Genomic DNA, 26,716 nt, shown 5'->3' with positions numbered 1-26,716 from the left:
TGTGAAGTTAAAAGCAGTTTATTCAGAGTATGGAATGTGAATTTCACAAGTATGACGAGAAAAGCTGACTTTTATTAGTCAGTTTTTCAATTTTAGGATAGGGCTACATAGAAGTGGTGACTATTGTAAAAGGGTATTTTTGATAAAAAATCTCATAGCCTACAAACAAAAAGAATGATATTCTTTTTGTATGGTTTTTGTAAAAATTCCCTTTTTGTTTTAGAGATATGTACCAAATCTCTTCAAAGTAAGGAGGGAACTAGAATGGGGGCATAAAGTAATGATTCAGTATAAAGATAATTACATAACGATTTTTCAAAGTACTATTTATCAAACAAACGCAGTTGTTGTAGAAACTGATGAATTAGTAATAGTAATAGATCCAACTTGGTTACCGAACGAAGTGAATGAAATTCAGAACTATGTTTATAAAAATAAAAGAGATAAAGAAATTTACTTATTATTTACACATTCTGATTTTGATCATATTTTAGGTTATGGTGCATTTTCGGATGCGAAAGTAATTGCAAGCAAAAAATTAAAAGATTGCCCGGATAAGCAATCAATTATCAATAGTATTCAAGATTTCGATGATTCTTATTACTTAACAAGAGAATATGAAATAAAGTTTCCAAATGTAGATATTTCGATTAGCAAAGAATATGAGGAATTAGAAATAGGAGATGTGAAATTTCATTTTTATCAAGCTCCAGGTCATACTGAAGATGGCATTATTACAGTTCTTGAGCCATTCGGTATTGTAATTGCTGGTGACTATTTATCAAATATAGAGTTTCCTTATATTTATCATAACAGTGATGACTATTTATCTACATTAAAAAAATTCGAATCTATAATAGAGAAATACGATATTAACTTCCTAATACCAGGGCATGGAGAGTTTACAAAAGATAAATTAGAGGTGAAAAGGAGAATATCCGAGTCAGTTCATTATATTTTACAAACTAAACAGTTACTTTTAGAAAACAAACAAGAAGAAACATACGATCTCATAAAAAAATATAGTTATCCAAAATCAATGAAAAAATTTCATGATTATAACATTACATTGTTAAAAAAAGAGCTAGAAGTTTAAAAATATTTTTTCGTTCGAAGACATATAAAAAGAAACTCAAAAGTTATCAAGGGTATGATTTGGGGCAATTGTTATCTTAATATCCCCAATATTGAAATGGAATTTGATGTTGTTGGTAATAATAAGGTGAATGCTCGGTGTACTCTTGGTTTTGCTTTTGTATATATTGCGATTTATTTCGAGTTTGACTTGGAATACAACCTTTTGGAGGGCCGATTACAGTAGTAGATTGAATTGGAGATATCGCTTGTTTCCGTTGCTGTTCATCAAGACAATAAGTATGTGCCATAATATTTGCGAGTGTTAATCGTAAAATATCTGATCCAAAAATAACTTCTGGAGTAGGGATGTATTGTTTAATGTATTTAACTGATTAATCCCCAACACATTAATAAAATTTTGTGCATCCTTTGTAAAAAAAGTTAGTTTTACTTACATCTTGATTGAATTGGATAGTCGGAGAAGTATAATCAATAGGAGAAGTCATTTCATTTTCCTACCTTTCTAATTCGAAGTGAGTTTAGGTATTTGGAATAGGATATGAGTCTATTCTTTTTATTGTGCAGTAGTTTGTATTAAAAGTGTAATTATATTGGGAAATTATTGATGTCATTACTTTTTGTTTAATAAATAAATGACATTAAGCTATATAAGTGGAACTTTTGAATGAGTATAAATCAGTCCCGAGTCTCATGTACATAGCATTGGATATTACATAAAATATTACATAACAAAGAAAAAATAAAGAAAAAGGGAGTGATTTTTAAATGGAGCATAAAGGACTGAAAATATTCATTCATGCTAGTACTTGGTTTGCACCAGCATTAGTTCCTTTTATTATATTTCTTGTGAGTTCAGATCGAGAAATTAAAAATTTGTCATTACAAGCAGTCATATTTCACTTTGTCATAGGCGCACTAATTGGTATTTCAGCATTTTTCTCTTGGGTATTAATTGGAATTCCATTTTTAATTATTTTTGGACTAATGGCATTAATTACTCCGATTATTGGTATCGTTCGTGCGTTGAATGATCGACATTTTCAATATCCGATTGTTGGATCTTGGCTGAAATAAACTTCTATAAAATGTATGAAAAGAATAGCGGATTGCTATTCTTTTTTTATTAGAAATTATAGTAAGAAAACACTTCGTTTATATATCCAAAGATAAAGAAAATAAAATAAATTGTAATTTTCTAAACAGTCTGATATATTTGAATGGAAAATAAATTGAATGTAAAACGGGCGGAGGTAAATTGTTTGTTTTATCTTCTAAATAAGGAGATGATGAGACTGAATGTTGTCTCGTAACTGTGTTTGTTGTGACCCCTGCTTGTTATACATATCCAAGTCTGCGAGAGAGGAGGTGCTAAATTTACGAGGGTAAGTGTCTCTTCGTGTAGGAACAGTTTTTTGAAAGTTCTTTTTTATTGTCGTAATTATTAACAAAATGAAGCTTATGAGAGATTCTTTGTTTGGAACATTTACGTACTTTCTCAATTCTTTCCAAAGTACGATTATGAACAATCTAAACTTAGAAAAACCTTGTATGCTGCTTGCCTCTAATTCTTTATAAGTAGAGAATGTTGAGGATATATATTTGTGCAATCTTGGAAAGGCTTACAGGAGTGTGAACGAAGATCTATTTGGATTGGAGGAAGACAAAATGGAAGCTGAAAAAAAATATTTTCCAGGGCTTGATGGGGTAGTTGCAGCAGAGACGAAGATTTCTTTTCTTGATACGATAAAAGGGGAAATCGTTATTAAAGGATATGACCTAATTGAATTATCTAAAACAAAAAGCTATTTAGATATTGTTCATCTTTTATTAGAGGAGAGACTTCCGAATTCAGATGAGACAGCAGCGTTGGAAGAAACGTTAAAGTCTGAATATGAGGTTCCGAGTGGAGTTTTTGATGTCTTAAAAGCACTGCCAAAACAAACGCATCCAATGGATGGATTACGTACAGGGATTTCGGCGCTATCTGGTTATGACAATGAAATTGATGACCGCTCATTAGATGTAAATAAAAAGCGTGCTTATAAATTGTTAAGTAAGGTGCCGAATATAGTAGCGAATAGCTATCGAATTTTAAATAATGAAGAACCAATTGAACCGACTCAAGAATTATCTTATAGTGCGAACTTCTTCCGTATGCTTACGGGTAAGAAGCCTTCAGAATTAGAAGAAAAAATATTTGATCGATCACTCGTTCTGTATAGTGAACATGAGATGCCAAACTCTACTTTTACGGCTAGAGTTATTGCGTCGACACAATCAGATTTGTATGGTGCCTTAACCGGAGCAGTTGCTTCTTTAAAAGGTAATTTACATGGAGGCGCAAATGAGGCAGTGATGTATATGCTGCTTGAAGCAGGTACTACTAGGAAATTTGAAGAATTACTGCAAAAGAAGCTATATAACAAAGAAAAAATCATGGGATTTGGACATCGCGTCTACATGAAGAAGATAGATCCAAGGGCGCTTATGATGAAAGAAGCACTAAAACAGTTGTGTGATGTGAAAGGCGATTATACATTATATGAAATGTGTGAAGCTGGAGAAAAGATTATGGAGAAGGAAAAAGGAATCTATCCAAACCTAGATTATTATGCTGCTCCAGTCTATTGGATGTTAGGTATTCCAATTCAGCTATATACACCAATCTTTTTCAGTTCAAGAACGGTAGGCTTATGTGCGCATGTGATTGAGCAACATACAAATAATCGTTTGTTCCGCCCGCGTGTAAATTATATCGGCGAGCGACATGTGCTTAGCAAATAAAAACAACTGGGGAGTTGTTAAGGCCGCCCGCCAGGTGAGTGTTTGACCGACACTCACTCTTAATAATAACGAATTATCGATAGAAAGGGAAGGATAGCGTGATTAAAACAAATGAAATTAAACAAAAAGATGCAATTTTAGAAGAGATTTCGGATTATGTATTAAATAAAGAGATAACGAGCTCAGAAGCATTCAGTACAGCACGCTATGTATTACTTGATACGCTTGGATGTGGGATTTTAGCACTGCAATATCCAGAGTGTACGAAATTACTAGGACCTGTTGTACCAGGAACTGTTGTGCCAAATGGTACACGTGTGCCAGGAACATCATTTGTGCTGGATCCAGTACGCGGTGCCTTTAATATCGGATGTATGATTCGTTGGCTAGATTATAACGATACATGGCTTGCGGCTGAATGGGGACATCCGTCTGATAATTTAGGTGGCATTTTAGCTGTTGCAGATTATGTGAGCCGCGTTCGTATTTCAGAAGGAAAAGAACCATTAAAAGTAAAAGATGTACTTGAAATGATGATTAAAGCACATGAAATCCAAGGTGTACTTGCATTAGAAAATAGTTTAAACCGCGTTGGTCTTGACCATGTGTTATACGTAAAAGTAGCGACAACAGCAGTTGTTACGAAAATGCTTGGTGGTACACGTGAAGAAATCTTTAATGCATTGTCTCATGCATGGATTGATAACTCTAGTCTTCGTACATATCGTCATGCTCCAAATACAGGGTCACGTAAGTCATGGGCAGCTGGGGATGCAACAAGCCGCGGTGTTCATCTTGCCCTTACTGCATTAAAAGGTGAAATGGGTTACCCAACAGCATTATCTGCACCAGGATGGGGATTCCAAGATGTATTGTTTAACAAACAAGAACTAAAATTAGCAAGACCTTTAGATTCTTATGTAATGGAAAATGTATTGTTTAAAGTATCATATCCAGCAGAATTTCATGCTCAAACAGCTGCAGAATGTGCTGTGAAATTACATCCGGAAGTGAAAGAACGATTAGATGAAATTGATCGTATTACAATTACTACACATGAATCAGCAGTTCGTATTATTGATAAAGAGGGTCCATTAAATAACCCAGCTGACCGCGATCACTGCTTGCAATATATTACTGCAATCGGTTTATTAAAAGGTGACATTGTGGCTGATGATTATGAAGATGAAGTAGCGTCTGATCTTCGCGTAGATACATTACGAAATAAGATGGTTGTTGTTGAAAATAAACAATACAGTTTAGATTACCTTGATCCGAACAAGCGCTCAATCGCCAACGCTGTTCAAATACATTTTAAAGATGGTACTGTAACAGAAAATGTAGAATGTGAATATCCATTAGGTCACCGTTTCCGTAGAGACGAAGCGATTCCAAAGGTTGTTCAAAAGTTCTCTGCAAATATGGCTGTTCATTATTCTAATAAACAACAAGAAAAAATTCATGAAGCTTGTTTGAATGAAGAAAAATTAGAAAATATGAATGTAAATGAATTTGTAGATCTTTTCTTAATTTAAGCATAGGGGGGATAAGAATGGCTTGGGTTGTAAATAAACAGTCAACACAAGAAGAACTTGCCAATCGATTCCGGACTTTAGTAGAAGCACCTGAAATCTTGCAAATTCCTGGTGCACATGATGCGATGGCTGCTCTTGTTGCAAAAAACATTGGATTTTCAGCTCTTTATTTATCAGGGGCTGCTTATACAGCAAGTAAGGGTTTACCAGATTTAGGGATTGTCACATCTACTGAGGTGGCTGAAAGAGCAAGAGATCTTGTTAGAGCAACGGATTTACCTCTGCTTGTCGATATTGATACAGGGTTTGGTGGCGTGTTAAATGTAGCAAGAACTGCGGTAGAAATGATGGAAGCAAATGTAGCAGCTATTCAAATCGAAGATCAGCAACTTCCTAAAAAATGTGGACATCTAAATGGTAAAAAACTTGTTTCTATTGAAGAAATGCAACAAAAAATAAAAGTGATAAAAGAAGTAGCACCATCGATGGTTGTTGTGGCTCGTACGGATGCTCGCGCAGTTGAAGGGTTAGAAGCAGCGATTGAGCGAGCAATTGCTTACATAGAAGCGGGTGCAGATGCGATTTTCCCTGAAGCTTTGCAGTCAGAAGAAGAGTTTCGTTTATTTTCAAAAAAAGTAACGGTACCTTTACTTGCTAATATGACTGAATTTGGGAAAACACCGTACTATACCGCTGAAGAATTTGCTAATATCGGTTATCAAATGGTCATATATCCAGTGACTTCTCTTCGCGTAGCAGCAAAAGCTTATGAGCGTATTTTTCAGCTTATAAAAGAAGAGGGATCGCAAAAAGAAGGACTTGCTGATATGCAAACAAGAAGTGAATTATATGAAACAATTTCTTATCATGACTTTGAGGAGTTAGATAAGGGAATTGCAAAAACAATTTTATCTGATGGACAATAGATGAGAGCAAAAAGCGATGATACACATCTTTAGCAAAAATACCTGCTTGATGTAAGAGAAATCATCGCTTTTTTGTTATCTTAACAAGCTTTTACATTCTATTTCTCACAATATAATATTCATTATCGAGATGTTTTCAATTAAACATTTTATATATTCTTCATAGTTTCTACCGAATATTGGAATGGGAAAGTGTTAATTAATGAAATAGTTAGGAGGATGAGAATGAATAAGGCGGAACCGCAATGGAATGATTTCTTTTTACAATACAATAAAACGAGTGGGGATATTGCTACTCCGGAAGATTTTAATGATGAGGATCAGCTTATATCAAAAACAACTGAACAATTTGTAAAGCAAGAGGTTATTCCACATATGCAATCTATTGAGCAGTATGATTATGAAGTTACACGTAAGTTGTTTGAGAAAGCGGGAGATCTAGGCTTACTCAGCATAGAAGTTCCAGAAGCATACGGTGGACTGGATTTAGGAAAAAAAGTGTCTGGCATTGTTGCAGAAAAGATGGGATTTGGGGGAGCTTTTAGTGTTTCCTTTAATATCCATGCTGGAGTAGGGACATTGCCATATGTCTATTTCGGAACTAAGGAGCAAAAAGAGAAATATTTGCCGAAACTTGCATCAGGAGAGTGGATAGGAGCGTATGCGTTAACAGAACCTAATGCCGGTTCAGATGCGCTTAATGCGAAAACAAGTGCTGTGCAAAATGAAGAAGGAACAGCGTGGTTATTAAATGGAGAAAAACAATGGATTACAAATGCGCATCTTGCCGATGTTTATGTCGTTTTTGCAAAAACAAATAAAGGAATGACAGCGTTTATTATCGAAAGAACATGTAAGGGTGTTACTGTTGGGTTAGAAGAGAAAAAGATGGGGATAAAAGGATCTTCGACTGCAACTCTCATTTTAGAAGATGTATCGGTGCCAAGTACGAATGTATTAGGAGAGGTCGGAAAAGGACATCACGTTGCTTTAAATATATTAAATATGGCACGTTTGAAATTAGCTTTTGCTAATATTGGAACGGCAAAACAAGCGATTCAATTAGCTGTAAATTATGGGAAAGAACGTAAACAATTTGATACAGCATTAGTTGATTTTACAATGATTCAAGAAAAAATTGCAAATATGGTTATTTCTACATATGGAGCAGAAAGTGCTGCGTATCGTACGTCAGGTGAATTAGACGGGGCACTTTTTTCGGAACAAGAACATAATGATATTGTCAAAACGATGTCAAATTATGTGATGGAGTGTGCGATTAATAAAGTAAATTGTTCAGAAGTACTCGGTGAAATTGTCGATGAAGGTGTGCAAATTCATGGTGGATATGGGTATATGCAAGAATATGAAGTAGAACGCTTATATCGTGATGCGAGGATTAGTCGTATTTTTGAAGGGACAAATGAAATCAATCGCTTAACAATCGCCAAAATGGCACTAAAGAAATTTAAACAAAATGAATCTGCGGCGGACGAACAAGCAATAGAAGTAAGCACAGAAAGAAATTCCCGATACATCCAGTTGTCAAAACAGTTATTGAACCAATCTTTGAAAACGCTATCTTATTCTGCTAATCTCAAACTTGACAGGGAACAAGAATATTTACGTATAGTAGCTAACATGCTAAAAGAGTTATATGTGATGGAGTCATCTTTTTTACGTACTCAAAAAGCTATAGTGCGAAATGGCGAAGAAAAAGAATTGATAAAGCAGTTAGTAACAGATGTAATTTGTGAAGAAGGCTATCGTCAAATGGAGTCTGATGCAATCTCTATTCTTTCAAGTGCACAGCAAGATGAAAATGAGAGACGAATCTTATTAGAGGAAATTCGTCATCAATCAATACCTCTTTACACGAATTTGTTTATGAAAAAACGAGAAATTGCTAAAGCCATTACGAAGCGTTCTCGATATTTCGTTTAAATAGGGAGGAAAGCGATATGAAAAAGATTGGTTTAATAGGTTTAGGAAACATGGGTCTACCAATGTCTAAAAATTTAATCACTGCAAACTTCATTGTGTGCGGAGTAGATTTAAATAAAGAAGCTGAAAATTCATTTCAACAAGCAGGCGGAATTATTGGCCTGTCTATTCCTCAATTAGCGGAAAGTTGTGAAATGATTTTAACGAGCTTACCTTCGTCTCGTGCAGTAGAAACAGTTTACTTAGGAGAAGACGGACTTATTAATAATAGTCATCCGGGCATAATTTTAATTGATACAAGTACAGTTGCACCGCAACTTAATATGAAAATTGCGGAAGCAGCTAAGCGTAAAGGAATTGATTTTTTAGCAGCGCCAGTTAGCGGAGGAGTTATTGGAGCGATAAATCGAACACTTACGTTTATGGTTGGTGGCCCGAAAGAAGTATTTGAAAAATCTTTACCAGTATTAGATGTATTGGGAGAAAATATCTTTCATGTGAGTGAAAAAATTGATAGTGGTACGACGGTGAAACTTATAAATAATTTACTGATTGGTTTTTATACAGCGGGAGTTAGTGAAGCGCTTAGTTTGGCTAAACATAGCGATATGGATTTAGAAAAACTATTTGATATATTAAATGTTAGCTATGGACAAAGTCGTATTTATGAACGTAATTATAAAAGTTTTATCGCAACTGAAAACTACGAACCAGGTTTCACGGTTAATCTATTAAAAAAAGACTTAGGGTTTGCATTAGATTTGGCAAACGATAACAACTTACAATTGCCAGTTAGTAAAATGTTACTAGATCTATATGAAGAAGCAGGAAAAGAGGGATTTGGAGAGAAAGATATGGCTGTTCTGTATAAAAAAGTGAACGAACAAAAAATTTCGACTAACGAGTAGAAAGGGTATACTTTTAATATTCGGAATAATTAATCTATTTTTCGAGAGATAGCTATTATACAAGAAAAGGAGAGAATAAAATGATTATAACAGACGTAAAAAAAATGAAAAATCATATTAATGGAGAATGGGTGGATTCTACTGGTACTGAAATTGAAACGGTACCCAATCCCGCAAATGGAAAAGTAATCGCTTATGTTCCACTCTCCACAAAAACCGATGTAGATAAAGCGGTGGAGGCAGCAAAATGCGCTTATGAAACATGGTCACAAGTGCCGGTTCCAAACCGAACAAGATTCTTATATAAATATGTACAGCTTTTACAAGAGCATAAAGACGAGTTAGCTCAAATTATTACATTAGAGAACGGGAAAACATTAAAGGATGCTAGTGGAGAAGTGCAACGCGGAATAGAAGCTGTGGAACTAGCTACTTCTACACCGAACTTAATGATGGGACAAGCACTTCCGAATATTGCAGGGGGAATTGATGGTTCGATTTGGCGTTATCCGCTTGGTGTAGTTGCTGGGATTACACCGTTTAATTTTCCGATGATGATTCCGCTTTGGATGTTCCCACTTGCGATTGCTTGCGGAAATACATTCGTCTTGAAAACATCAGAACGAACGCCTTTATTAGGAGCAAAGCTTGTTGAATTATTTTATGAAGCAGGGTTTCCTAAAGGTGTCCTAAACTTAGTACACGGTGGTAAAGAAGTTGTAAATAGTGTGCTTGAGAATAAGGACATTCAAGCTGTTTCTTTTGTCGGTTCAGAACCAGTTGCTAAATATGTATATCAAACTGGTACAGCTAACGGAAAACGAGTTCAAGCATTGGCAGGTGCGAAAAATCATGCGATTGTTATGCCAGATTGTGATCTTGAAAAAACAGTTCAAGGCGTAGTTGGAGCAGCGTTTGCTAGCAGCGGTGAACGCTGTATGGCTTGTTCTGTTGTTGCGGTAGTAGACGAAATTGCTGATCAATTCATTGATGTACTCGTTTCTGAAACACGCAAGTTAAAAGTAGGAGACGGCCGTTATGAAGAAAACTTTGTTGGACCACTAATTCGTGAAGTTCATAAAGAGCGCGTTATTGGCTATATTAATAGCGGTGTATCCGAAGGTGCTACATTATTAGTAGACGGACGTAATATAAAAGAAGATGTAGAAGAAGGATATTATGTAGGTGCAACGATTTTTGATCATGTACAGCCGGATATGAAAATTTGGCAAGATGAAATATTTGCACCTGTTTTAAGTATTGTGAGAGTAAAAGACCTTGAAGAGGGAATCGAGCTTACAAATAAGTCTAAATTTGCAAATGGTGCAGTCATTTATACTTCAAGTGGGAAACATGCTCAAATTTTCCGCGATAAAATTGATGCTGGCATGATTGGTGTGAATGTTAACGTTCCAGCACCAATGGCATTTTTCGCATTTGCAGGAAATAAAGCTTCTTTCTACGGTGACCTAGGTACAAACGGAAAAGATGGTGTACAATTTTATACACGTAAAAAAGTAGTGACAGAACGCTGGTTTTAAGGGAATGTAAAAAAGTGTCCATTGCATTGGACACTTTTTTATACGTTTTGTGCTGGGAATTTCACTTACTATTATGAATTTCTTTGAAGGTGGAAAAAATTATTTACAACTTCGTCTGAAACTTCTTCCAAATGTTTATATTCATATTGCGGATTTTGGTCCTTATCGATGACAACAGAGCGTATTCCTTCGAAAAAGTCCTTATGTTTCAGAAAGTTTTTAGCGAGTACAAGGTCAGTAGCAAAGCACTCTTCTACAGTTTTTTCTTTCCCATCAATAAATTGTTTTAATGTAATCTTTAAAGAGAATGGTGATTTTGACAGCATTGTTTCTTTTGTTTGAGTTGCAAAAGGGCTCGCATCTTTCTCTAAAGAATGGATAATTTCTTCGACAGTGTGAAAAGAAAAGTGTTTATTAATCTCTGTTTGGAATGACGAAAGTTCACTTTCGTTAACAGGAAGTTCTGAATAATCATTGATTAGCTCTGTTAATGCTGTATGTATATATTTTGTATGCCAATCTATTTGTTCAATGTGATTCAGGAAAGCATTTAAGTTCTCACTTGTTAAATAAAAGTCAGCAGCATTGATATATAGTACATCTGGTGCTTTAATGACAGAAGCAGTTAATGCTAAGTAACGTCCGGTATTGCCCGGCGCTTTATTTAAGAAATAAGCTGATCCGACATCTGGGAAAAAACCGATATTCATTTCTGGCATTGCCCATTTTGTTCGCTCAGTTACAATTCTATGACTAGCTCCGTAAGTGAGTCCAACTCCTCCGCCCATAACAATACCATCTAAACATGCGAGAATTGGTTTGGAGAATTTATAAATGAGTAAATCTAATTGGAACTCATCTTCGAAAAATTGCTCTGCTTTTTGCAAGGCAGAGTCATCTAAACTTGCTTCGTAAAGAGTCTTAATGTCACCGCCGGCACAAAGTCCCTTCGTACCCGCGCCTTTTATAATAACAAGATGAATATGATCATCTATTTCCCATTCTTTCAATTTTTGCGTCATTGGTCCTATCATTTCATAAGAAATGGAGTTTAATGCTTTGGGGCGATTCAACGTAATGGTAGCTACGCCATTTTTGTTAACTGAAAATAGAACTTGATCAGTCATGTATATCCTCCTTTATCATTCTCTGTTTGTTTTTACATGTTGTGTCAGTGCAAATATACGTTTTGTAATAAGACAGAGAAAGTGCGTGTTTATATAAACTTCTTGTTTTTTTTCATTAATCCTGCATAAGGGCATGTCTTTCTTTGTATTAAAATGAAGAGCAACTGAATATACTGTAGAAAATAGACATGATCTTTACAAATCATGCATTTTTTGGCGAGATATTTTGGAAGGGTTCTATAAAAGAAAAAGGAATATTAATCTTCGTATGATGAATTGATATGTTTTGCAACGGTTGTTACAAAACATATGATTTGTAATTTTTCATAATACAGGCTTTAATAAATAGATATAATGAGTTTTCGATATTGTAGCTTTATTTATTATTAATTATAGAATGTTTTCATTCATGTACCCAAAGAAAGTAAAGGAAGGGGAGATTGGGATGCCAGGGCCTTTGCTATTATCGGTCATTATTTTGTCTTCTATTATGGTTGGTTTAGCTTTTTATTTCCATCAAGAGGATTCAGAGCAAAATACGATACAAGATAAAGTACGAATGGTATTTCCAATTTTCATTTTAACAATTGCAATTGGCTTTGCATTAACTGAAAATAATTACGTTGCAATTCTTTCGTGGCTGTTTATGACAGTGCTATTATTCATTATTTTGTACGCTGTAATGAAGGATTATTTACAAAAATAAATGTGCTGTAAACGGCACTTTTATTTTAAAGTAATAATTAATTTCACATACCGTAATAAAAAGAAATAAAAACTTAACCGTTTAAAATCTCTTTAGGATTTAAAACAATTAAGTTTCACTTTATATTCTGTTGCTACTTTTCTCATACTACAAATGAATAGTGACAGAAGCCGAGTGAGTTTTTAATAGGGAAGTCATACCATTCTTACTCATTCTCTTGTCAATCAGTAATGCCCGCTATACTATAAAATAGAGACATAAAAAAGGGGTGTTTTTGCATGAAGTTTGAAATGCATACAAAGATTATTGCAAATGAAACCGAGAAACGATTACATACAGAAGATAATATTTTTCAGTTAATGTTAGAAGGCTATCATTTATTTGTCGTAGATGAAATATTACCAGTGTATAAAACAAGGCAAGAACTTGTTGGAAGTGCCGTTGTCAAGAAAGTGGAATGGGCTGAGGGAAGAACAACGCTTTTATATCAACTTATTTCCCTTCAATCTGTGAATTAATAGAAAAGAAAGGAAGGAAAAGATGAAATTTTTTCATACAGCCGATTGGCATTTAGGAAAGCTTGTACATGGTGTTTATATGACAGAAGATCAGCGCTATGTTTTAGAACAATTTATACAAGCAGTGAAAGAAGAAAAACCAGATGCAGTCATTATTGCAGGAGATTTATACGACCGTGCTATTCCGCCGACAGAGGCGGTTGATTTATTAAATGAAACATTACAAAAAATTGTAATTGAATTACAAACACCAGTACTAGCGATTGCAGGAAATCATGATAGTCCAGATCGTATTCATTTTGGAAGTAGTTTAATGAAGAAACAAGGCTTGCACATTGTCGGACAATTTCAATATCCATATGAACCAGTTGTTATGCATGATGACTATGGAGAAGTACATTTTCATTTAGTCCCATATGTTGATCCAAGCATCGTTCGTCATGTCATGAAAAATGATGACATTCGCAGTCATGACGATGCAATGCGTATTTTTATGAATGAGTTATCGGAAAGTATGGATAAAGAGGTGCGTCATGTTTTTGTCGGACATGCTTTTGTCACATCGGCAGGGGAAGCAGAAGAAAATACAAGTGATGCTGAACGGCCATTATCTATTGGCGGAGCAGAATATGTAAACAGTCATTATTTTGATGCTTTTCATTACACAGCGCTTGGCCATTTGCACCAGGCGCATTACGTACGAAATGAAACAATTCGCTATGCAGGTTCGCCGCTTGCTTATTCTATTTCAGAAGAGAATCATAAAAAAGGGTATTACATTGTTGAATTAAATGAAGTAGGGCAAGTAACACTTGAGAAACGATCGTTAACACCAAAGCGGAAAATGAGAACGGTTGAGGCAAAAATTGATGAGTTGCTACAACATCCTGTATGCGAAGATTATGTATTTGTAAAATTATTGGATGAAAATCCTGTATTGCAGCCAATGGAAAAGATTCGTTCTGTTTATCCAAATGCAATGCATGTAGAGCGAGTTATACAAAGAAAAGAATTGGTAAATGAAGATATTGCAGTTATTTCACGTCATAAAATGGATGATCTTTCTCTTGTGAAAGCTTTTTATAAAGAAATGAAAGGGACGGAGTTATCAGAAGAAAAAGAACGTCTCTTCATAGAAGTATTAAAAACAGTTCATGAACGAGAGGGGGAGAGAGCATGAGACCAATTAAACTTGTTATGACAGCGTTTGGTCCATATAAACAGCAAGAAACGATTAATTTTGAAGAACTAGGCGAACATCGAATCTTTGCGATTTCTGGAAATACAGGTGCAGGAAAAACAACGATTTTTGATGCGATTTGTTATGCATTGTACGGAGAAGCGAGCGGAGAAGAACGAAATGATACGAGTATGCTTCGTAGTCAATTTGCTGATGACAACGCTTATACAAGCGTTGAATTATTATTTCAATTGAAAGAAAAAAATTATTGTATAAAGCGTCAACTTGGTCATAAAAAGCAAGGAAATAAAACGATTACGGGCCATGCAATTGAGTTTTATGAAGTTGTAGATGACGAACAAATTCCATGTGTAGATCGCTTCCATGTGACGGATATTAACAAAAAAGTGGAAGATTTAATTGGCCTTAGTAAGCATCAATTTAGTCAAATTGTGATGCTCCCACAAGGCGAATTTCGTAAACTGTTAACATCTGAAACAGAAAATAAAGAGGAAATTTTACGCCGTATTTTTAAAACGGATCGATATAAATTAATGAGAGAGTTATTAGATCAAAAGCGTAAAGAATGGAAAGATGTTTTGCAAGAAAAGCAAAAAGAACGTGAATTGTACTTTCGTAATGTTTTCAAGCTTCCTGTGCGGGATGGTACACTGCTCGAAATATTAACAAATCAAGAACATGTGAATACACATCAAGTAGTAGAAGCGCTTCAACAAGAAATGGATTTTTATGAAAAACAAGCAAAGCAATTAGAACAACAAGAATCAGTGCAGTTAAAACAATTAAAAGAGGCAGAAGCTGGTTATCATGAAGCGAAAGCTTTGAATGATAGATTACAAGATTTGCAAACAAAACAAAATCGTTATGATTCATTAGTGCAGGAACGTTCTTCAATTGAAGCGAAAGAACAACAATTTACAAAAGCCGAGCAAGCACACCGGTTATTACCGTTTGAACAATGGTATGATGAAGCAGTTCAAAGTGCAGAGCAAGCTGAGCAATATATGAAGCAAATGGCTGGCAAACAAGAACAGCTAGTATTAGCTTATGAACGTGCGGAGCAGCAGTACGAACAAGAAAAAAACAATGAAACGGTCCGTGAAGAGACGAAGCGAAACATTCAAATGTTAGAAGAATTAAAAGAAGTAATTGCAACATTTGCTGATAAAAAAATAAAATTAGCAGCGGCAGAAAAACAATTGGAGCAATTTAAGCGTGAGATAAGTAAATTAGAGGAGCAGCAAGAATTCAGTAGTGCACAAAAACAACAGCTTGCCAGTAAGCTAAAACAAATGGAACAAGCACTTGAGCAATATATAACAAAGGCGGAGCAGTTAAGCCGTATGCGTGAAGATGCAAAAGTATTAAAAGATACTTACCAAGTGTGGCAAGAATTGCAAAAGTATGAGAAGGAAAGAATGGGTACCTCCGACCAGATGAATGCTGCTCAGCAAGCGTATGAAACGTTAGAGAAATCATGGTTAAGCGAACAAGCTGGTCAATTAGCAATTCATTTACATGATGGAAAACCTTGCCCGGTTTGTGGTAGTACTGCTCATCCGAATAAAGCGACTGAACAAGAAATGTCTGTTGATGAAGAACAGTTAAATCGTCTTCGTGAACAAAAAACACAAGCTGAAAAGCAATTCGTTCAAATAGAAGAAAAATGTAACTTTTATAAAGGGCAATATGAAGAATTATGTAAAGAAGTACAGAACCGTGGATACGCTGCACTAGAGCTTGGAGATGTGTATCAAACGTTAATCCAGCAAGGAAAACAACTAGCTGCCGAAGTAAATGAGTTAAAAGCGACTGAAGAAGAACGGAAACAATTATCACCACAGCTGCAAAAGCTAGACGAACAATTAGAGAAATTGCAGGGAGCTAAACGTGATGTAGAAGAAAAATTACATCGCTCTGAAATGGAATTGATTCAACTGCGAACAGCGTATGAAAATGATAAAGAAAAAATTCCAGCAGATATGCAAACATTAGAAGCGTGGCAACAAGCATATGAAGCAAAAGCTTCTTTACTGCACCGCCTGCAAGGAGCGTGGCAAAGAGCACAAGAGGAATTTCAGCGCAGTGCGAGTGAAAAAATTCGCGTGGAAGAAGCATATAAAGCAGCGCAGCAACAATTTACACAAAGAACAGAAAAAAAAGACGAACAATATGAGCGTTTCATGAAAGAACTTGAAGCAAGCGGCTTTGCAAGTCAGCAAGCATACACAGAAGCTAAACGATCTGATGCAGAGCGAACAGACTTACAACAACACATTCAATCGTATTACGGGGCGCTTGAAGTATTAACAAAACAAATTGAAGAATTAACAGAGACGCTCCGTGGAAAAGAATGGACAGAGTTAACGCAAATAGAAGAACAGCTGAAAGAATTAGAAATCCAGCTTGATATTACAAAAGAACAACGTCAGCGTACGAAAAGTGCGAATGAATATATTTCTGATCTGCATGAAAATATTCGCCGCATCGATGAACAAATTCATGAAGAAGAAACAGCATTCCAAGAGCTTGTTGATTTATATGAAGTGATGAAAGGTGACAATGAAAGTCGCATTTCATTTGAGCGTTACATTTTAATAGAATATTTAGAGCAAATTGTCCAAGTAGCCAATGAACGACTTCGAAAACTATCGAATGGACAATTTTTCTTAAAACGAAGTGAACGGGTAGAAAAACGAAATCGACAAAGCGGTTTAGGATTAGATGTCTACGATGCCTATACAGGGCAAACACGTGATGTAAAAACATTATCCGGCGGCGAAAAATTTAACGCATCTCTTTGCCTAGCACTAGGTATGGCCGATATCATCCAATCATACGAAGGCGGTATTTCAATTGAAACGATGTTCATTGACGAAGGCTTCGGTTCATTAGATGAAGAATCATTAACGAAAGCAGTAGATGCTTTAATTGATCTGCAAAAATCAGGGCGATTTATTGGTGTAATCTCGCACGTACAAGAACTGAAGAATGCAATGCCAGCAGTGCTTGAAGTCATGAAGCAGAAAGATGGATGTAGTAAGACGCGGTTTGTGGTGAAATAGATAAAAGTGTTTGGTTTTTCAGGGGCGGCACGTATTGTATCTTCGGAAGAAGGCTTATTCCACCCGTGATTTCTGATAATATTAAATATCTTTATATTTTTCAATTTTGGACTCTGCAAAATTGCAGAGTCTTTTTTTATGGAAAGGATTTACTGTATATTGATGTTGATCTGATTTATGATACATATTTTATAAAAGGGAGGAATGTCAAATGGAATCGGTAAATATTAGTGGGAATATTTATTATATTGAATGTATTCCGTTCGAAGACAAGAGTGAGAAGAACGAGGAAGGGTACTATGAATATTATTACAAAGGGATCTATATATTGTTTCACTCTGACAAAGAAATAATAAAAGCTAGAATTTATGATGGAGAAGAAGAAATGTCTTTTTTAAGAAATCCAATTCTTGCTTTTGGTGAAGATTTTGAAGCGATGAAAGCACATATAATTAAAAAATTCGGTGTGAATAGATTTAAGTTTCTAGGTGGAGAAAAGGGTTATACAGAATTATAGTAAAAATCAATATCATTCTTTAACTTGGTCTAAGCAAAAGAAAAAGACACTCTTTCGAGTGAACTGTACCCCGAGTCATGGACTTTCTTAAGTGTCCACGATTGGGGGTACAGTTCATATTAATTTGTAGGAAGGTTTTTTGTTTGTTGTTGAGTTGCTTATGATGAATAGATTAGCTAGAGATGTGTTTTATATTACTAATAGTGAGAAGTATGCAAGTGTAAAATAATAACAAATCCGACTCGTATCACATTGAGTCGGATTTAATAAATACCTTACATTAGTTGAAATCAAGGTTTTGTAAGTAATTCTCATACTCTTCTAACCATACTAACATCAAGTTCTTTAATTCAATTGTTTCAATTTCGCAAGTATTCTCTTCTTCTTCATAATAACGATGAACAATTTTAGTATAATCTGCTTGTATTTTCAAATCGCAGCTATTTCCACCTATTTCAATATGGTCAACTTCGCCATTTAATACTCTATTAAGATATTGTAGACCATGCTCGCTATGGATATCGTCTTCTAAAAAATCCGAAACTAAAGAAATTTCTTTTGGAAGTTCAATTCTTAAGATATTTAAAGAACATATATAAATTTTATATTCATATTTCATAAACTAACTTCACCTCTTCTGTCAATTAATAAATAAATTGGAAATGCTGATATAATCCTACCAGTTGATTTATCAAGAAACATTTCGATTTGCATTCCGTTTGCCGCTTTACCGATATATGTATTTCTAGTTCCTTTTACAAATTGAGCGTTTAAATTATAGTCGGTGAATAATACCGGCTATTTTTATTAGGGGCGGGGGAGGTTTTCGAGATTTTGGTTCGCCAGGTGTCTGGAAAATCCGTGCTATAGATAGTAGGTGGTATGTGAAGTAATAAATAAGGCTGACTTCATGCAGAAGTCAGCCTTATTTATTATTTTATTCCTGTGTTTTCTCTTTTTTAAACTCTTTTTGTTTGTCCAGCCAAATATTAATTAAATGTACTAATTCAATCGTTTCTATCTCACAAAATTCACCTTTACCATCTTCAGCTAAATTGTCTAGGATAGTAGTTGTATCTCTTCGAATTTCTAAACCACAAATGTTGCCATTTACTTCTTCATAATCTTTTTCCCCGTTTAAAACACTATGTATCTCTTCTAAAATCCAATCTCCAAATGCAGAAACTTCAACATATAAAAAGGTTCCAACAAGTTTAATTTCCTTTGGTACCCTCATGATTAATATTTCATTATCAAGCACTTCAAAAGTATATTTATATTTCATTTCTATTATACTCCCTTATATTAAAAATAGAATTTATTCTTTTGGGAAAGCAGAGATAATTTTCCCGTTGTTATCTATATACATGAGAATTTCTATACCATCTAGACCTACTCTTTTATATGTATTATCGGTTACGTGTTCTGGACAGTATACATGAATTTCGTGGTATGACGAGAGAAGAGGTAACAGTGTTTTTACATCTAAAAGAGGCAGTCTTAGACGATATGGTCGCCGTGTTACTGTAAGAGTAAAATAAAACCGCCTGTGAGGGCGGCTTCTTTTTACGTTATTTCCTTAAAGCTCTATGTTTTCTTATTTTTTCTTTAATATAGACTACGTTTTTTATACCTAGACGAATTGAAGCGATGATAAGATAAATCATTACAAGGGAGTAGATTACAATCCAAATCGTATAAATATATGTATCTTGAAATCCATTTTCACTAAGCCAGTGAGTGACTAACATTCCACCGAAGTAAGCCGGAATTGCTAGTAAACTTAGGTCTCTCGGGTCGGTTGCAAGATAAATCATAAAAAATAGAAAAGCAAGAGCTCCTATTGTATTCGTGTCATCCAAAATCATCATAATAATGCACCTACTTTATAATACTATAGCTACAATTCACTATCGTGATTCAATCAAAGTTAACTTTTTACAGATACTACAAGTGATTTTTCTGTACCTTTACGTACGATTTGCTTCCGCTTACAATTCGGAAAAACTCCCTGTAGTTTACCTACGTTAAGTATAACAAATATTACGGTAAATTTCTCCAATAAAAAGAACGCTTACTCGGCGTCCTTCTCTTTTACGATCTCGAATAATTCTCTAATATCGTCTATTTCAAAATAATCGAGTGGTTTCAATATTTGTTTTTTTCTTATAAGTTTAAGTGGGTTCGCTCTTTTTAATGATGCCCGGATAAAACGAAATGTTAAACTAATCGTTCCTTTAGAGTAGTGATCTTCCTCAATCAATGTATTGGTATAGTGCTGGTATGCATAGTTGTAATCTCTTGCATTCTCAAATGTCCAAGACGTGATATTATATCCAATACAATTAAGTAAATCGTATAAAGAAATTTCTAAAAAAAATCTTGACTCTAACCTTAGGTAATACTTCATAGTTAGTTTTGAAAGGAGGAAATAATGAAAGTTACAGTTAAAGATTTATCACATATAGCAGGCGTTTCCATCAAGACTCTTTACCACTATCATAAAATTGGCCTGCTTATTCCCAATGAGATTGGTGAAACAGGCTATCGGTATTATGGTGTAGAAGAACTAAATAGATTACAGGAAATTCTTTTTTATAAAGAGTTGGATATCCCGTTGTTAGAAATTAAAAATTTGTTAGACGAAGAATCAAATAGGGTCGGTACTTTAGAAAAACAGATGATGCTTTTTGAAAAGAAAATTGAGAAGTATCATCAGCTAATTAAAACTATAAAATTATCTTTAGAATATACAAAGAAGGGTGAGAATATGGACAATAAGTTAATGTTTAATGGATTTGAAACAGAGGAAGAGTGGAAAAATGCTCTTGAAAAGCAGAAAACACATTTACAAGAAAAATATAATTTTGACCTTAATACTGACTCCATCAATGTGAATGATATGAATAAGATGGCTATTGAAGCAAAAAATTTCACAGATAGAATGACTGGATTCTTAAGAAATGGAGCTAAGTATAACGATTCAAGTGTACATGATGTCGTTAAACAGCATCTCAAGTTTTTAAATAAAAACGGTCATACAATTAGCAAAGAAGATTACGTGAATCAAACAAAGTTTTTCCTTCAAGATGATTTTCATAGAGAGATGTTAGAAAAACAGCAAATCGGATTATCATATTATTTACTAGCCGTTGCAGAAAATTTATAAATACTTTTTAAGGCAGCAGGAATAGTGCACTTGCTGTCTTTTTTGGGGATAACTCTTTATCAAAGTATATAAATTAAAATGTAAATCCGACTCAATGTGATATGAGTCGGATTTGTTTCGTACAATTTTATTCTTTACTTTTTATAGCTTCTTTTAGTATTTTAAGGGTCTGCTTTAGCCATTCTACAGGTGTTAAGTTTAATGCAGGGAAATAAATATAAGCATTATATTTAATAAATTCCTCTTTTTCACTATCAGTTAAATTACTGCTTAAAAATGAGAGTATATCATTTTTAGTGTTTTCGATACAGATTTTAGTAACTTCCATTATAAATTCATTAAGAGCTTCCTCAGGTGATTCCATGTCTTGGTGAAATGTTCCTGCTAAAAAATCACCTAATTCTTCATAAGGGCTATATGTATCTTCCATATAAGTCCTCCTCTATTTTTCTGGATATCCTGTAATAATAAAACATCTTTGGTTCTCTTTTTTAAAAATAATAATAGATTGGTCGTTAAAACAATAATTTTTATAGTTTTATTTTTTTACTCACAATATTTCGGTTAAATGTAATTAAAAGTCACTTATAAAGAAATATTGAATAGATTGTCACACAAAACTGACAAGTAGATGTTAAGGAAAGGACACAAGTTGGGTTTAAGGAAAAGAACACATATTATCAATGTTTAATATGTGTTCTTTTTTAGTTTTCGGCATTTGTGAATAGAGGCAGTAGAGTAGCTTATGTTTAACGTTAATCAAAGCTATTTTTAGCTAGGAGAGAAATCATATTAAATACCAATGCAATCAGAAAAATTGGTAGTAATACATATAGCGTTACTTTAGTTATGTATGAGTCATAATGAAATAGGTACCAAAACATAGGCATGTCCCTATAAGAAACTCTTAAAACTGCCACGGTATTTTCACCGCTTGTTTCGTTTCTAGTTGTGCCTATAACTTTTCCATATACAGTAAAATCCCCTATGTACGCTGGATCAGCAACATGCTGGAACGGGGTGTCGCCCTTTAATTCAATGTCTCTAGAATCTACATTCGGATATGTATTTTTCACTTTTTCTTTTAGTATAGCTAAATCACTTTCACTAATTTTTTGAGGTGCTCCTGTAGTAGCTTGTGCGTATACGTGTAATTTTATATCATCTCTTTGAATGGCAGTCCTACCTACTATTCTATTCGGAGAAAATATAAGAAATATAATATGAAGGATAAAAAAACATTATAAACACTTTAGAGCATTTTTGTAACTTATTCAAATTTCATCTCTCCGTAAAAAATAATGGGATTAAGTAAAATTCATTTAGGAAAATATAACGCTTGAAACTCGTCTTTCGTAATTCCAAAATAGATTTCATCATAGAATGTCCCGTTTGTATACATCATATTTCTTAAGCGGCCTTCCTCTACAAATTGCAGTTTTCGATGAAGGTTGATAGAAGCCGTATTAAATGAGTAGATTTGAATAGTCGCTTTTTGATATCTAAGCTCGAAGAAGTAATGTTTTAGTATAGTTATAATCATATCTTGCGCGTATCCTTTCCCTCTATGAGAAGGGAATACAGATATGCCGTAGTCAAATGTCCCATTTTTAGAATCGCAATTCGCAACGTCGATTGTACCGATTATGTTTTTGTTGTTATCTTCAGCAATCCAATAAAAATCATCACAGTCAGTAGACGAACCCTTTGATATGTCACCCATCCACTCTTCGATTTGTTCTTTTGTACGTGGGAAAGCAATTGAATCAAGATTTTTGAGTATTAAATCATCTAGATTTTCGAATAAATGGATATCCTCTTTTTGAGGTGCTCTTAATCGTACTTTTTTTCCGCTCCAATATGATATTTTCATTATCTTCACATCTCTTTCTAGTTATATCGTTAAGTTAAATTATACCATTTGTGTAGTTATTTGTATATTGAACACGAATTGTTAAATTTTTTGTTTAATAAATCATTTGTTTTTCTGTCGGTAAGTGATACCGATTGATAGGGGGGAATATAACTCTCATAAATGTTCTTAAATTCTAATCGCTTTACTTTGTTGAAAACATCATTCAGTAGATCAAATAAAAAACAAAAGGATCTGCGTCCGAAACAGGTCCTTTCGTTAGATAATGAAACTCGTTAGGAGCTCACCTATTATGTTAGCAGCTGATAATTGAGCAGTCTATAGGTTAGAGGTTGAGAAAGTTTTTTGTAGGGTGAATGAGCTTCGTTTCAAGATTAGAAGAGGAGAAAGGTAATTGTTCTTTATAAATCTATTTTAATTTCAATATATAAGCTGCTGCTTTGTAGAATAAAACATACTCTGCTCTCGTTTTCTCCTTTTGTTTTAACTTCGCATGTGACAGGAGGCCCTGATCGTTTCTATGCACGGCCAGATGCTCTCGCCCGCCTAAAAAGAAAAAGGTGTTAACGTAGTTGTTTTAGAATTTTAACTTTTCGGATTAATATGATAATATTTTATGATAAAGCTAAAATAAAAAGGATGGTAAACATGCAAAAGAGACCAGAAGCAAATGAATATAATCCGTATTATGCAACATACATAAACTTATTACATGAGGGAGATATCATACAAATTTTAGAAGAGCAAATAAAAGAAACAAACCTCTTATTGAAGGATATTTCTGATAGTGAAGGACATTTTCGGTATGCACCTAATAAATGGAGCATAAAAGAAGTAATCGGGCATATTGCGGATACTGAACGGATTATGGCATATCGACTTCTTTCGATAGCGAGAGGAGAGACGACGTCACTTCCTGGATACAACGATGATATGTATGTTCTTAGGGCTGCATTTGATAAGCAATCTATGGAATACCTTCTTTCGAACTTAACGATTGTTCGTCAAGCTACTGTGCACTTACTAAAAAGCCTAGATGCAGAAGCTTGGTTACAAAGAGGGACTGCAAATAACTCTGAAGTTACTATTCGGGCATTGGCATACATTATTGCTGGTCATGAGCTTCATCATCGTAAAATTATAAAAGAACGTTATATGAGTACTGCTGATCATCCATCTAGTTGAAATATGAAATTAAAAAGAGATTGATTCGTAAAAATGATGAATCAATCTCTTTTTTAATTTTTGCGGCGTATTAGTGGAATTATAACAATTTTTGTGGCAAAATTAAATTCTCAACGTTTTTAAGGGATATTTGTTTTATTAAGTGTAATATGTAACATTATGTAAGTGGATCATATAAAAGAGGGGGTATATTTTGAAAACGAGAAATGTAGTAAATATTTTTATTCTATTTACTTTATATACGCTGTTAATGATTTACATTGGCTGGAACGGTTGGGTTTGGATTCATACGACTTTTCATATTCAATCTTGGGGATATTATGCGATTCTAGTTGGACTGTTTTCATACGCGTATATTCTAGATCGAATAATCAAGTTTGATTCACCGCTTAGAACAATTGGTTCTTATTGGTTTGCGGTTATCCAATATGCATTCATACTATTACCACTAGCGGATGTAGTAGTGTTAATTTTAAATTGGTTATCGTTTCCGAAAGAACAATCTATTTTTTGGACTGGTACAATCGTTCTCATTACTTTTGTTTTTATTTTTGTTTATGGAACATTTAATGCGTATAGCCCAGTTGTAAGAAAGTACGAGATTCATGTACCTAAAAAAAATGGTAACCGTAAGACACTTCGAATTGCGATGGCTTCAGATATGCATTTTGGTAATCTGTCTGGCTTGTCCCATCTGAAAAGATTGGTTCATCATGTAAATGATATGAAACCAGATATTATACTTTTACCTGGAGATATTATTGACGATCATCCAGAGTACTTTATAAAAAAGAATATGGGACAAGTGATGAAACAAATGCATGCTCCGCTTGGTGTATATGGTGTGCTAGGAAATCATGAATATTACGGCGGGGCGATTCCTGAATTTTTGCAAGAAATGAATAAAATTGATGTAAATATATTATTAGATGAAGTTGTGAAAATTGAAGATTGTTTTTTTATTGTAGGGAGAAAAGATAAGACGGACCGAGATCGTAAAAGTTTTGAGGAATTAATGAGCACTGTGGATAAGAGTCTTCCTGTCATTGCAATGGATCATCAGCCATTTGAGTTAAAGCAAGCTGAAGCATCAGGTGTTGATGTATTATTGTCCGGACATACGCATAGAGGACAAATGGCACCAAATCATATCATTACAAGAAGAATGTATGAATTAGATTGGGGATATGTACAGAAAGATTTATTTCATGCAATTGTTTCTTCTGGATTTGGTTTTTGGGGACCACCGTTAAGACTTGGCAGCCGATCAGAGATTATTCAAATAGAACTTACATTTGATTAAGTAGCAAGGGGTAAGACACCTTTGCTACTTTTTTTATGTAATAAGTAAATTAGTTTTCATTCGTCACCATGTTGACATGTTTTTCAGGAACGTGGTATTCTGTATTTGTCAGCATGGTGACAAATACAAAGGGGAGCTACATATGGATATAAATCAATTAATGAAAGAACTGCATGTTATGCAGCAAAGTTACGCAACTTTATTTTCAGTTGTCAATAAGGTTCAAACGCGTGGGGACGAGTATTTAGAGATACTAACTTCCCGGCAACACATGGCTCTTATTGCGATTGCACATTTGCCAATCGAAAGCACTACACTTATTAATATTGCTAAAAAGATAGGTACAACAAAGCAGACCGCAAATAAGTTAATTACAGGTCTTGTAAAAAAAGGGTTTGTTAAAACCGTGCCGAGTAAAATAGATAAACGTTCGATTAATATCGTGATTACTCCTGAAGGAAAAAAAGCGTTAATTGCTTGTTCTGAAAAGTCCACTTATTTCTTAGCGGATATGTTTCATGATTTCACAACAGATGAAATTGAAACGTTTTGGAGATTATTACAAAAGCTATATCGTTTCGACGGGGAAGAACAAGATGGTTTTGAAGAACAGGCCAATCTCGAAGTTGATGAGCAGATGCAGTTGAACGATCAAGAAAAAATCTTGGCTGAGTTTTCAAGACGCCGATATGGGGGACGGAATGATGAGTAAAGTTTATATGAGTAATGTCATTTATCAGAAAGCAAAAGAGACTGAGAATAAGATGAAAGAAAAAGTCTATTATGTAAAGAATACAGTCCAGCAATCTATTTCTCAGGCAAAGGACAAGTTTCACCGTAACAAGAAATTAAACCGGATAGGCTATTGTGTATCCATTGCTACTGCACTACTTATCATGGCGGCTTCTTGGCTGACCGCAACACATTGGCTATTTTGGATAGGTGTAGTAAGTATTTTAAGTAATGCTGTATTATTCAGTATTAGTTATATCAAAAAATAGTTTAATGGATAATAATGTAGCTTTATAAAAAAAGATTGATAATTAAAAAATCCTGATAAAAATCACCTAGTGAGAGATCGTTATCTTAAGAGGTGATTTTTTTGTCTAAGAGAAAAATAGTAAACTCTATTGAAAAGAAAATGAAAGATAGTCGCTTTTCGAGATGTTTTTGATCAAACTTTTTTATAAAGCTACAGGAGTATAAAATTACAAAATATACATAAAATTGGAAATATAATGTAATGAATGGTAGAATATGGTTGTGCTGTCAGAATCAATGTTTAGCATACTGAGAAAATAATCAATAAATCTAGT

The 26,716-nt window shown here is 34.3% G+C and carries 24 protein-coding genes and 2 pseudogenes; 18 read left to right on the top strand and 8 right to left on the bottom strand.

What is annotated here, in order from left to right; translation table 11 throughout:
• Positions 1–280 precede the first annotated feature (280 nt).
• The gene (locus tag BR72_RS03830) at positions 281–1,096 is read left to right on the top strand and encodes an MBL fold metallo-hydrolase (RefSeq protein WP_035430276.1); all 816 of its coding nucleotides are present in this window, start codon (positions 281–283) and stop codon (positions 1,094–1,096) included.
• Positions 1,097–1,172: 76 nt separating this feature from the next.
• Here the strand turns inward: BR72_RS03830 and BR72_RS25240 are convergent.
• Positions 1,173–1,583 (bottom strand): annotated as a pseudogene (locus BR72_RS25240) (hypothetical protein).
• 280 nt (positions 1,584–1,863) lie between these two features.
• Between BR72_RS25240 and BR72_RS03825 the strand changes: the two are divergent.
• The 7 genes from BR72_RS03825 (at position 1,864) to BR72_RS03795 (ending at position 10,736) form a co-directional block, all read left to right on the top strand.
• A complete protein-coding gene (locus tag BR72_RS03825) occupies positions 1,864–2,172 on the top strand; it encodes a magnetosome magnetite crystal formation protein family (protein ID WP_035430273.1) in 309 nt (102 codons plus the stop codon).
• A gap of 591 nt (positions 2,173–2,763) precedes the next feature.
• Positions 2,764–3,882, top strand: a complete 1,119-nt coding sequence (gene mmgD / locus BR72_RS03820; protein ID WP_035430272.1) for a citrate synthase — start codon at positions 2,764–2,766, stop codon at positions 3,880–3,882.
• A 98-nt stretch (positions 3,883–3,980) separates the two neighbouring features.
• The gene (gene prpD / locus BR72_RS03815) at positions 3,981–5,417 is read left to right on the top strand and encodes a 2-methylcitrate dehydratase (RefSeq protein ID WP_035430271.1); all 1,437 of its coding nucleotides are present in this window, start codon (positions 3,981–3,983) and stop codon (positions 5,415–5,417) included.
• A gap of 17 nt (positions 5,418–5,434) precedes the next feature.
• Positions 5,435–6,343: a methylisocitrate lyase gene (gene prpB, locus BR72_RS03810; RefSeq protein WP_035430269.1), complete on the top strand. Its 909-nt coding sequence runs from the start codon at positions 5,435–5,437 to the stop codon at positions 6,341–6,343.
• 225 nt (positions 6,344–6,568) lie between these two features.
• Positions 6,569–8,287 carry an acyl-CoA dehydrogenase family protein gene (locus BR72_RS03805; protein WP_035430266.1) on the top strand — a complete coding sequence of 573 codons (1,719 nt, stop codon included), beginning with the start codon at positions 6,569–6,571 and terminating at the stop codon, positions 8,285–8,287.
• 17 nt (positions 8,288–8,304) lie between these two features.
• Positions 8,305–9,195, top strand: a complete 891-nt coding sequence (locus BR72_RS03800) for an NAD(P)-dependent oxidoreductase (RefSeq protein ID WP_035430264.1) — start codon at positions 8,305–8,307, stop codon at positions 9,193–9,195.
• An 80-nt stretch (positions 9,196–9,275) separates the two neighbouring features.
• Positions 9,276–10,736: a CoA-acylating methylmalonate-semialdehyde dehydrogenase gene (locus tag BR72_RS03795; protein WP_035430262.1), complete on the top strand. Its 1,461-nt coding sequence runs from the start codon at positions 9,276–9,278 to the stop codon at positions 10,734–10,736.
• A 71-nt stretch (positions 10,737–10,807) separates the two neighbouring features.
• Here the strand turns inward: BR72_RS03795 and BR72_RS03790 are convergent, their stop codons facing one another.
• A complete protein-coding gene (locus BR72_RS03790; protein ID WP_035430260.1) occupies positions 10,808–11,863 on the bottom strand; it encodes an enoyl-CoA hydratase/isomerase family protein in 1,056 nt (351 codons plus the stop codon).
• A 445-nt stretch (positions 11,864–12,308) separates the two neighbouring features.
• Between BR72_RS03790 and BR72_RS03785 the strand changes: the two genes are divergently transcribed.
• The 5 genes from BR72_RS03785 to BR72_RS03765 all read left to right on the top strand — a co-directional run bounded on the left by BR72_RS03785 (position 12,309) and on the right by BR72_RS03765 (position 17,870).
• Positions 12,309–12,569, top strand: a complete 261-nt coding sequence (locus tag BR72_RS03785; protein WP_035430258.1) for a hypothetical protein — start codon at positions 12,309–12,311, stop codon at positions 12,567–12,569.
• A gap of 278 nt (positions 12,570–12,847) precedes the next feature.
• Complete coding sequence (locus tag BR72_RS03780) at positions 12,848–13,087, top strand: DUF2584 family protein (RefSeq protein ID WP_035430256.1); 240 nt, start codon at positions 12,848–12,850, stop codon at positions 13,085–13,087.
• Positions 13,088–13,109: 22 nt separating this feature from the next.
• Positions 13,110–14,267 carry an exonuclease SbcCD subunit D gene (locus BR72_RS03775; RefSeq protein ID WP_035430248.1) on the top strand — a complete coding sequence of 386 codons (1,158 nt, stop codon included), beginning with the start codon at positions 13,110–13,112 and terminating at the stop codon, positions 14,265–14,267.
• Positions 14,264–17,353 carry an AAA family ATPase gene (locus BR72_RS03770; RefSeq protein ID WP_035430246.1) on the top strand — a complete coding sequence of 1,030 codons (3,090 nt, stop codon included), beginning with the start codon at positions 14,264–14,266 and terminating at the stop codon, positions 17,351–17,353. Before BR72_RS03775 ends, BR72_RS03770 begins: the two co-directional genes overlap by 4 nt.
• 211 nt (positions 17,354–17,564) lie before the next feature.
• Positions 17,565–17,870 carry a hypothetical protein gene (locus tag BR72_RS03765; RefSeq protein ID WP_035430243.1) on the top strand — a complete coding sequence of 102 codons (306 nt, stop codon included), beginning with the start codon at positions 17,565–17,567 and terminating at the stop codon, positions 17,868–17,870.
• A gap of 280 nt (positions 17,871–18,150) precedes the next feature.
• Here the strand turns inward: BR72_RS03765 and BR72_RS03760 are convergent, their stop codons facing one another.
• The 3 genes from BR72_RS03760 to BR72_RS03750 form a co-directional block, all read right to left on the bottom strand.
• Positions 18,151–18,489: a DUF5376 family protein gene (locus BR72_RS03760; protein ID WP_035430240.1), complete on the bottom strand. Its 339-nt coding sequence runs from the start codon at positions 18,487–18,489 to the stop codon at positions 18,151–18,153.
• A 318-nt stretch (positions 18,490–18,807) separates the two neighbouring features.
• Positions 18,808–19,155: a hypothetical protein gene (locus BR72_RS03755; RefSeq protein ID WP_035430239.1), complete on the bottom strand. Its 348-nt coding sequence runs from the start codon at positions 19,153–19,155 to the stop codon at positions 18,808–18,810.
• Positions 19,156–19,441: 286 nt separating this feature from the next.
• Complete coding sequence (locus BR72_RS03750; RefSeq protein ID WP_035430426.1) at positions 19,442–19,738, bottom strand: hypothetical protein; 297 nt, start codon at positions 19,736–19,738, stop codon at positions 19,442–19,444.
• Between the two features lie 566 nt (positions 19,739–20,304).
• Here BR72_RS03750 and BR72_RS03745 point away from each other — a divergent pair.
• Positions 20,305–21,039 carry a MerR family transcriptional regulator gene (locus BR72_RS03745; protein WP_035430238.1) on the top strand — a complete coding sequence of 245 codons (735 nt, stop codon included), beginning with the start codon at positions 20,305–20,307 and terminating at the stop codon, positions 21,037–21,039.
• Positions 21,040–21,166: 127 nt separating this feature from the next.
• Here the strand turns inward: BR72_RS03745 and BR72_RS03740 are convergent, their stop codons facing one another.
• From BR72_RS03740 to BR72_RS03730, 3 genes and pseudogenes are all read right to left on the bottom strand, one after another.
• Positions 21,167–21,469, bottom strand: coding sequence for a contact-dependent growth inhibition system immunity protein (locus BR72_RS03740; RefSeq protein ID WP_035430237.1), 303 nt, complete (start codon positions 21,467–21,469; stop codon positions 21,167–21,169).
• Positions 21,470–21,794: 325 nt separating this feature from the next.
• Positions 21,795–22,317: pseudogene (locus tag BR72_RS27425) on the bottom strand (transposase).
• A 40-nt stretch (positions 22,318–22,357) separates the two neighbouring features.
• On the bottom strand, positions 22,358–22,912 hold the full coding sequence (locus BR72_RS03730) for a GNAT family N-acetyltransferase (RefSeq protein ID WP_035430235.1): 555 nt from the start codon (positions 22,910–22,912) through the stop codon (positions 22,358–22,360).
• Between the two features lie 648 nt (positions 22,913–23,560).
• On the opposite strand from BR72_RS03730, the gene BR72_RS03725 reads away from it, so the two are divergent.
• The 4 genes from BR72_RS03725 (at position 23,561) to BR72_RS03710 (ending at position 26,401) form a co-directional block, all read left to right on the top strand.
• Entirely contained in the window at positions 23,561–24,097 is a 537-nt protein-coding gene (locus tag BR72_RS03725; RefSeq protein WP_035430234.1) for a DinB family protein, read from the top strand.
• A 250-nt stretch (positions 24,098–24,347) separates the two neighbouring features.
• Positions 24,348–25,400: a metallophosphoesterase gene (locus BR72_RS03720; RefSeq protein WP_051957216.1), complete on the top strand. Its 1,053-nt coding sequence runs from the start codon at positions 24,348–24,350 to the stop codon at positions 25,398–25,400.
• 142 nt (positions 25,401–25,542) lie between these two features.
• A complete protein-coding gene (locus BR72_RS03715; protein ID WP_035430227.1) occupies positions 25,543–26,112 on the top strand; it encodes a MarR family winged helix-turn-helix transcriptional regulator in 570 nt (189 codons plus the stop codon).
• A gap of 7 nt (positions 26,113–26,119) precedes the next feature.
• Positions 26,120–26,401 (top strand): hypothetical protein, encoded by a 282-nt coding sequence (locus BR72_RS03710; protein WP_035430425.1) that lies wholly within the window; start codon positions 26,120–26,122, stop codon positions 26,399–26,401.
• Positions 26,402–26,716: the final 315 nt, after the last annotated feature.

Source organism: Bacillus sp. UNC322MFChir4.1 (genome assembly GCF_000746135.1).
In the GTDB taxonomy this organism is placed as follows: Bacteria; Bacillota; Bacilli; order Bacillales; family Bacillaceae_G; genus Bacillus_A.
The sequence above is the reverse complement of the archived record's forward strand: the minus strand, read 5'-3'. Positions and strand labels throughout refer to the sequence as shown.

Coding starts and splice junctions, on each gene's coding strand:
- BR72_RS03830 (WP_035430276.1), top strand. CDS start 281: ATGATTCAGTATAAAGATAATTACATAACGATTTTTCAAAGTACTATT.
- BR72_RS03825 (WP_035430273.1), top strand. CDS start 1,864: ATGGAGCATAAAGGACTGAAAATATTCATTCATGCTAGTACTTGGTTT.
- mmgD (WP_035430272.1), top strand. CDS start 2,764: ATGGAAGCTGAAAAAAAATATTTTCCAGGGCTTGATGGGGTAGTTGCA.
- prpB (WP_035430269.1), top strand. CDS start 5,435: ATGGCTTGGGTTGTAAATAAACAGTCAACACAAGAAGAACTTGCCAAT.
- BR72_RS03805 (WP_035430266.1), top strand. CDS start 6,569: ATGAATAAGGCGGAACCGCAATGGAATGATTTCTTTTTACAATACAAT.
- BR72_RS03800 (WP_035430264.1), top strand. CDS start 8,305: ATGAAAAAGATTGGTTTAATAGGTTTAGGAAACATGGGTCTACCAATG.
- BR72_RS03795 (WP_035430262.1), top strand. CDS start 9,276: ATGATTATAACAGACGTAAAAAAAATGAAAAATCATATTAATGGAGAA.
- BR72_RS03790 (WP_035430260.1), bottom strand. CDS start 11,863: ATGACTGATCAAGTTCTATTTTCAGTTAACAAAAATGGCGTAGCTACC.
- BR72_RS03785 (WP_035430258.1), top strand. CDS start 12,309: ATGCCAGGGCCTTTGCTATTATCGGTCATTATTTTGTCTTCTATTATG.
- BR72_RS03780 (WP_035430256.1), top strand. CDS start 12,848: ATGAAGTTTGAAATGCATACAAAGATTATTGCAAATGAAACCGAGAAA.
- BR72_RS03775 (WP_035430248.1), top strand. CDS start 13,110: ATGAAATTTTTTCATACAGCCGATTGGCATTTAGGAAAGCTTGTACAT.
- BR72_RS03770 (WP_035430246.1), top strand. CDS start 14,264: ATGAGACCAATTAAACTTGTTATGACAGCGTTTGGTCCATATAAACAG.
- BR72_RS03765 (WP_035430243.1), top strand. CDS start 17,565: ATGGAATCGGTAAATATTAGTGGGAATATTTATTATATTGAATGTATT.
- BR72_RS03760 (WP_035430240.1), bottom strand. CDS start 18,489: ATGAAATATGAATATAAAATTTATATATGTTCTTTAAATATCTTAAGA.
- BR72_RS03755 (WP_035430239.1), bottom strand. CDS start 19,155: ATGAAATATAAATATACTTTTGAAGTGCTTGATAATGAAATATTAATC.
- BR72_RS03750 (WP_035430426.1), bottom strand. CDS start 19,738: ATGATTTTGGATGACACGAATACAATAGGAGCTCTTGCTTTTCTATTT.
- BR72_RS03745 (WP_035430238.1), top strand. CDS start 20,305: ATGAAAGTTACAGTTAAAGATTTATCACATATAGCAGGCGTTTCCATC.
- BR72_RS03740 (WP_035430237.1), bottom strand. CDS start 21,469: ATGGAAGATACATATAGCCCTTATGAAGAATTAGGTGATTTTTTAGCA.
- BR72_RS03730 (WP_035430235.1), bottom strand. CDS start 22,912: ATGAAAATATCATATTGGAGCGGAAAAAAAGTACGATTAAGAGCACCT.
- BR72_RS03725 (WP_035430234.1), top strand. CDS start 23,561: ATGCAAAAGAGACCAGAAGCAAATGAATATAATCCGTATTATGCAACA.
- BR72_RS03720 (WP_051957216.1), top strand. CDS start 24,348: ATGATTTACATTGGCTGGAACGGTTGGGTTTGGATTCATACGACTTTT.
- BR72_RS03715 (WP_035430227.1), top strand. CDS start 25,543: ATGGATATAAATCAATTAATGAAAGAACTGCATGTTATGCAGCAAAGT.
- BR72_RS03710 (WP_035430425.1), top strand. CDS start 26,120: ATGAGTAATGTCATTTATCAGAAAGCAAAAGAGACTGAGAATAAGATG.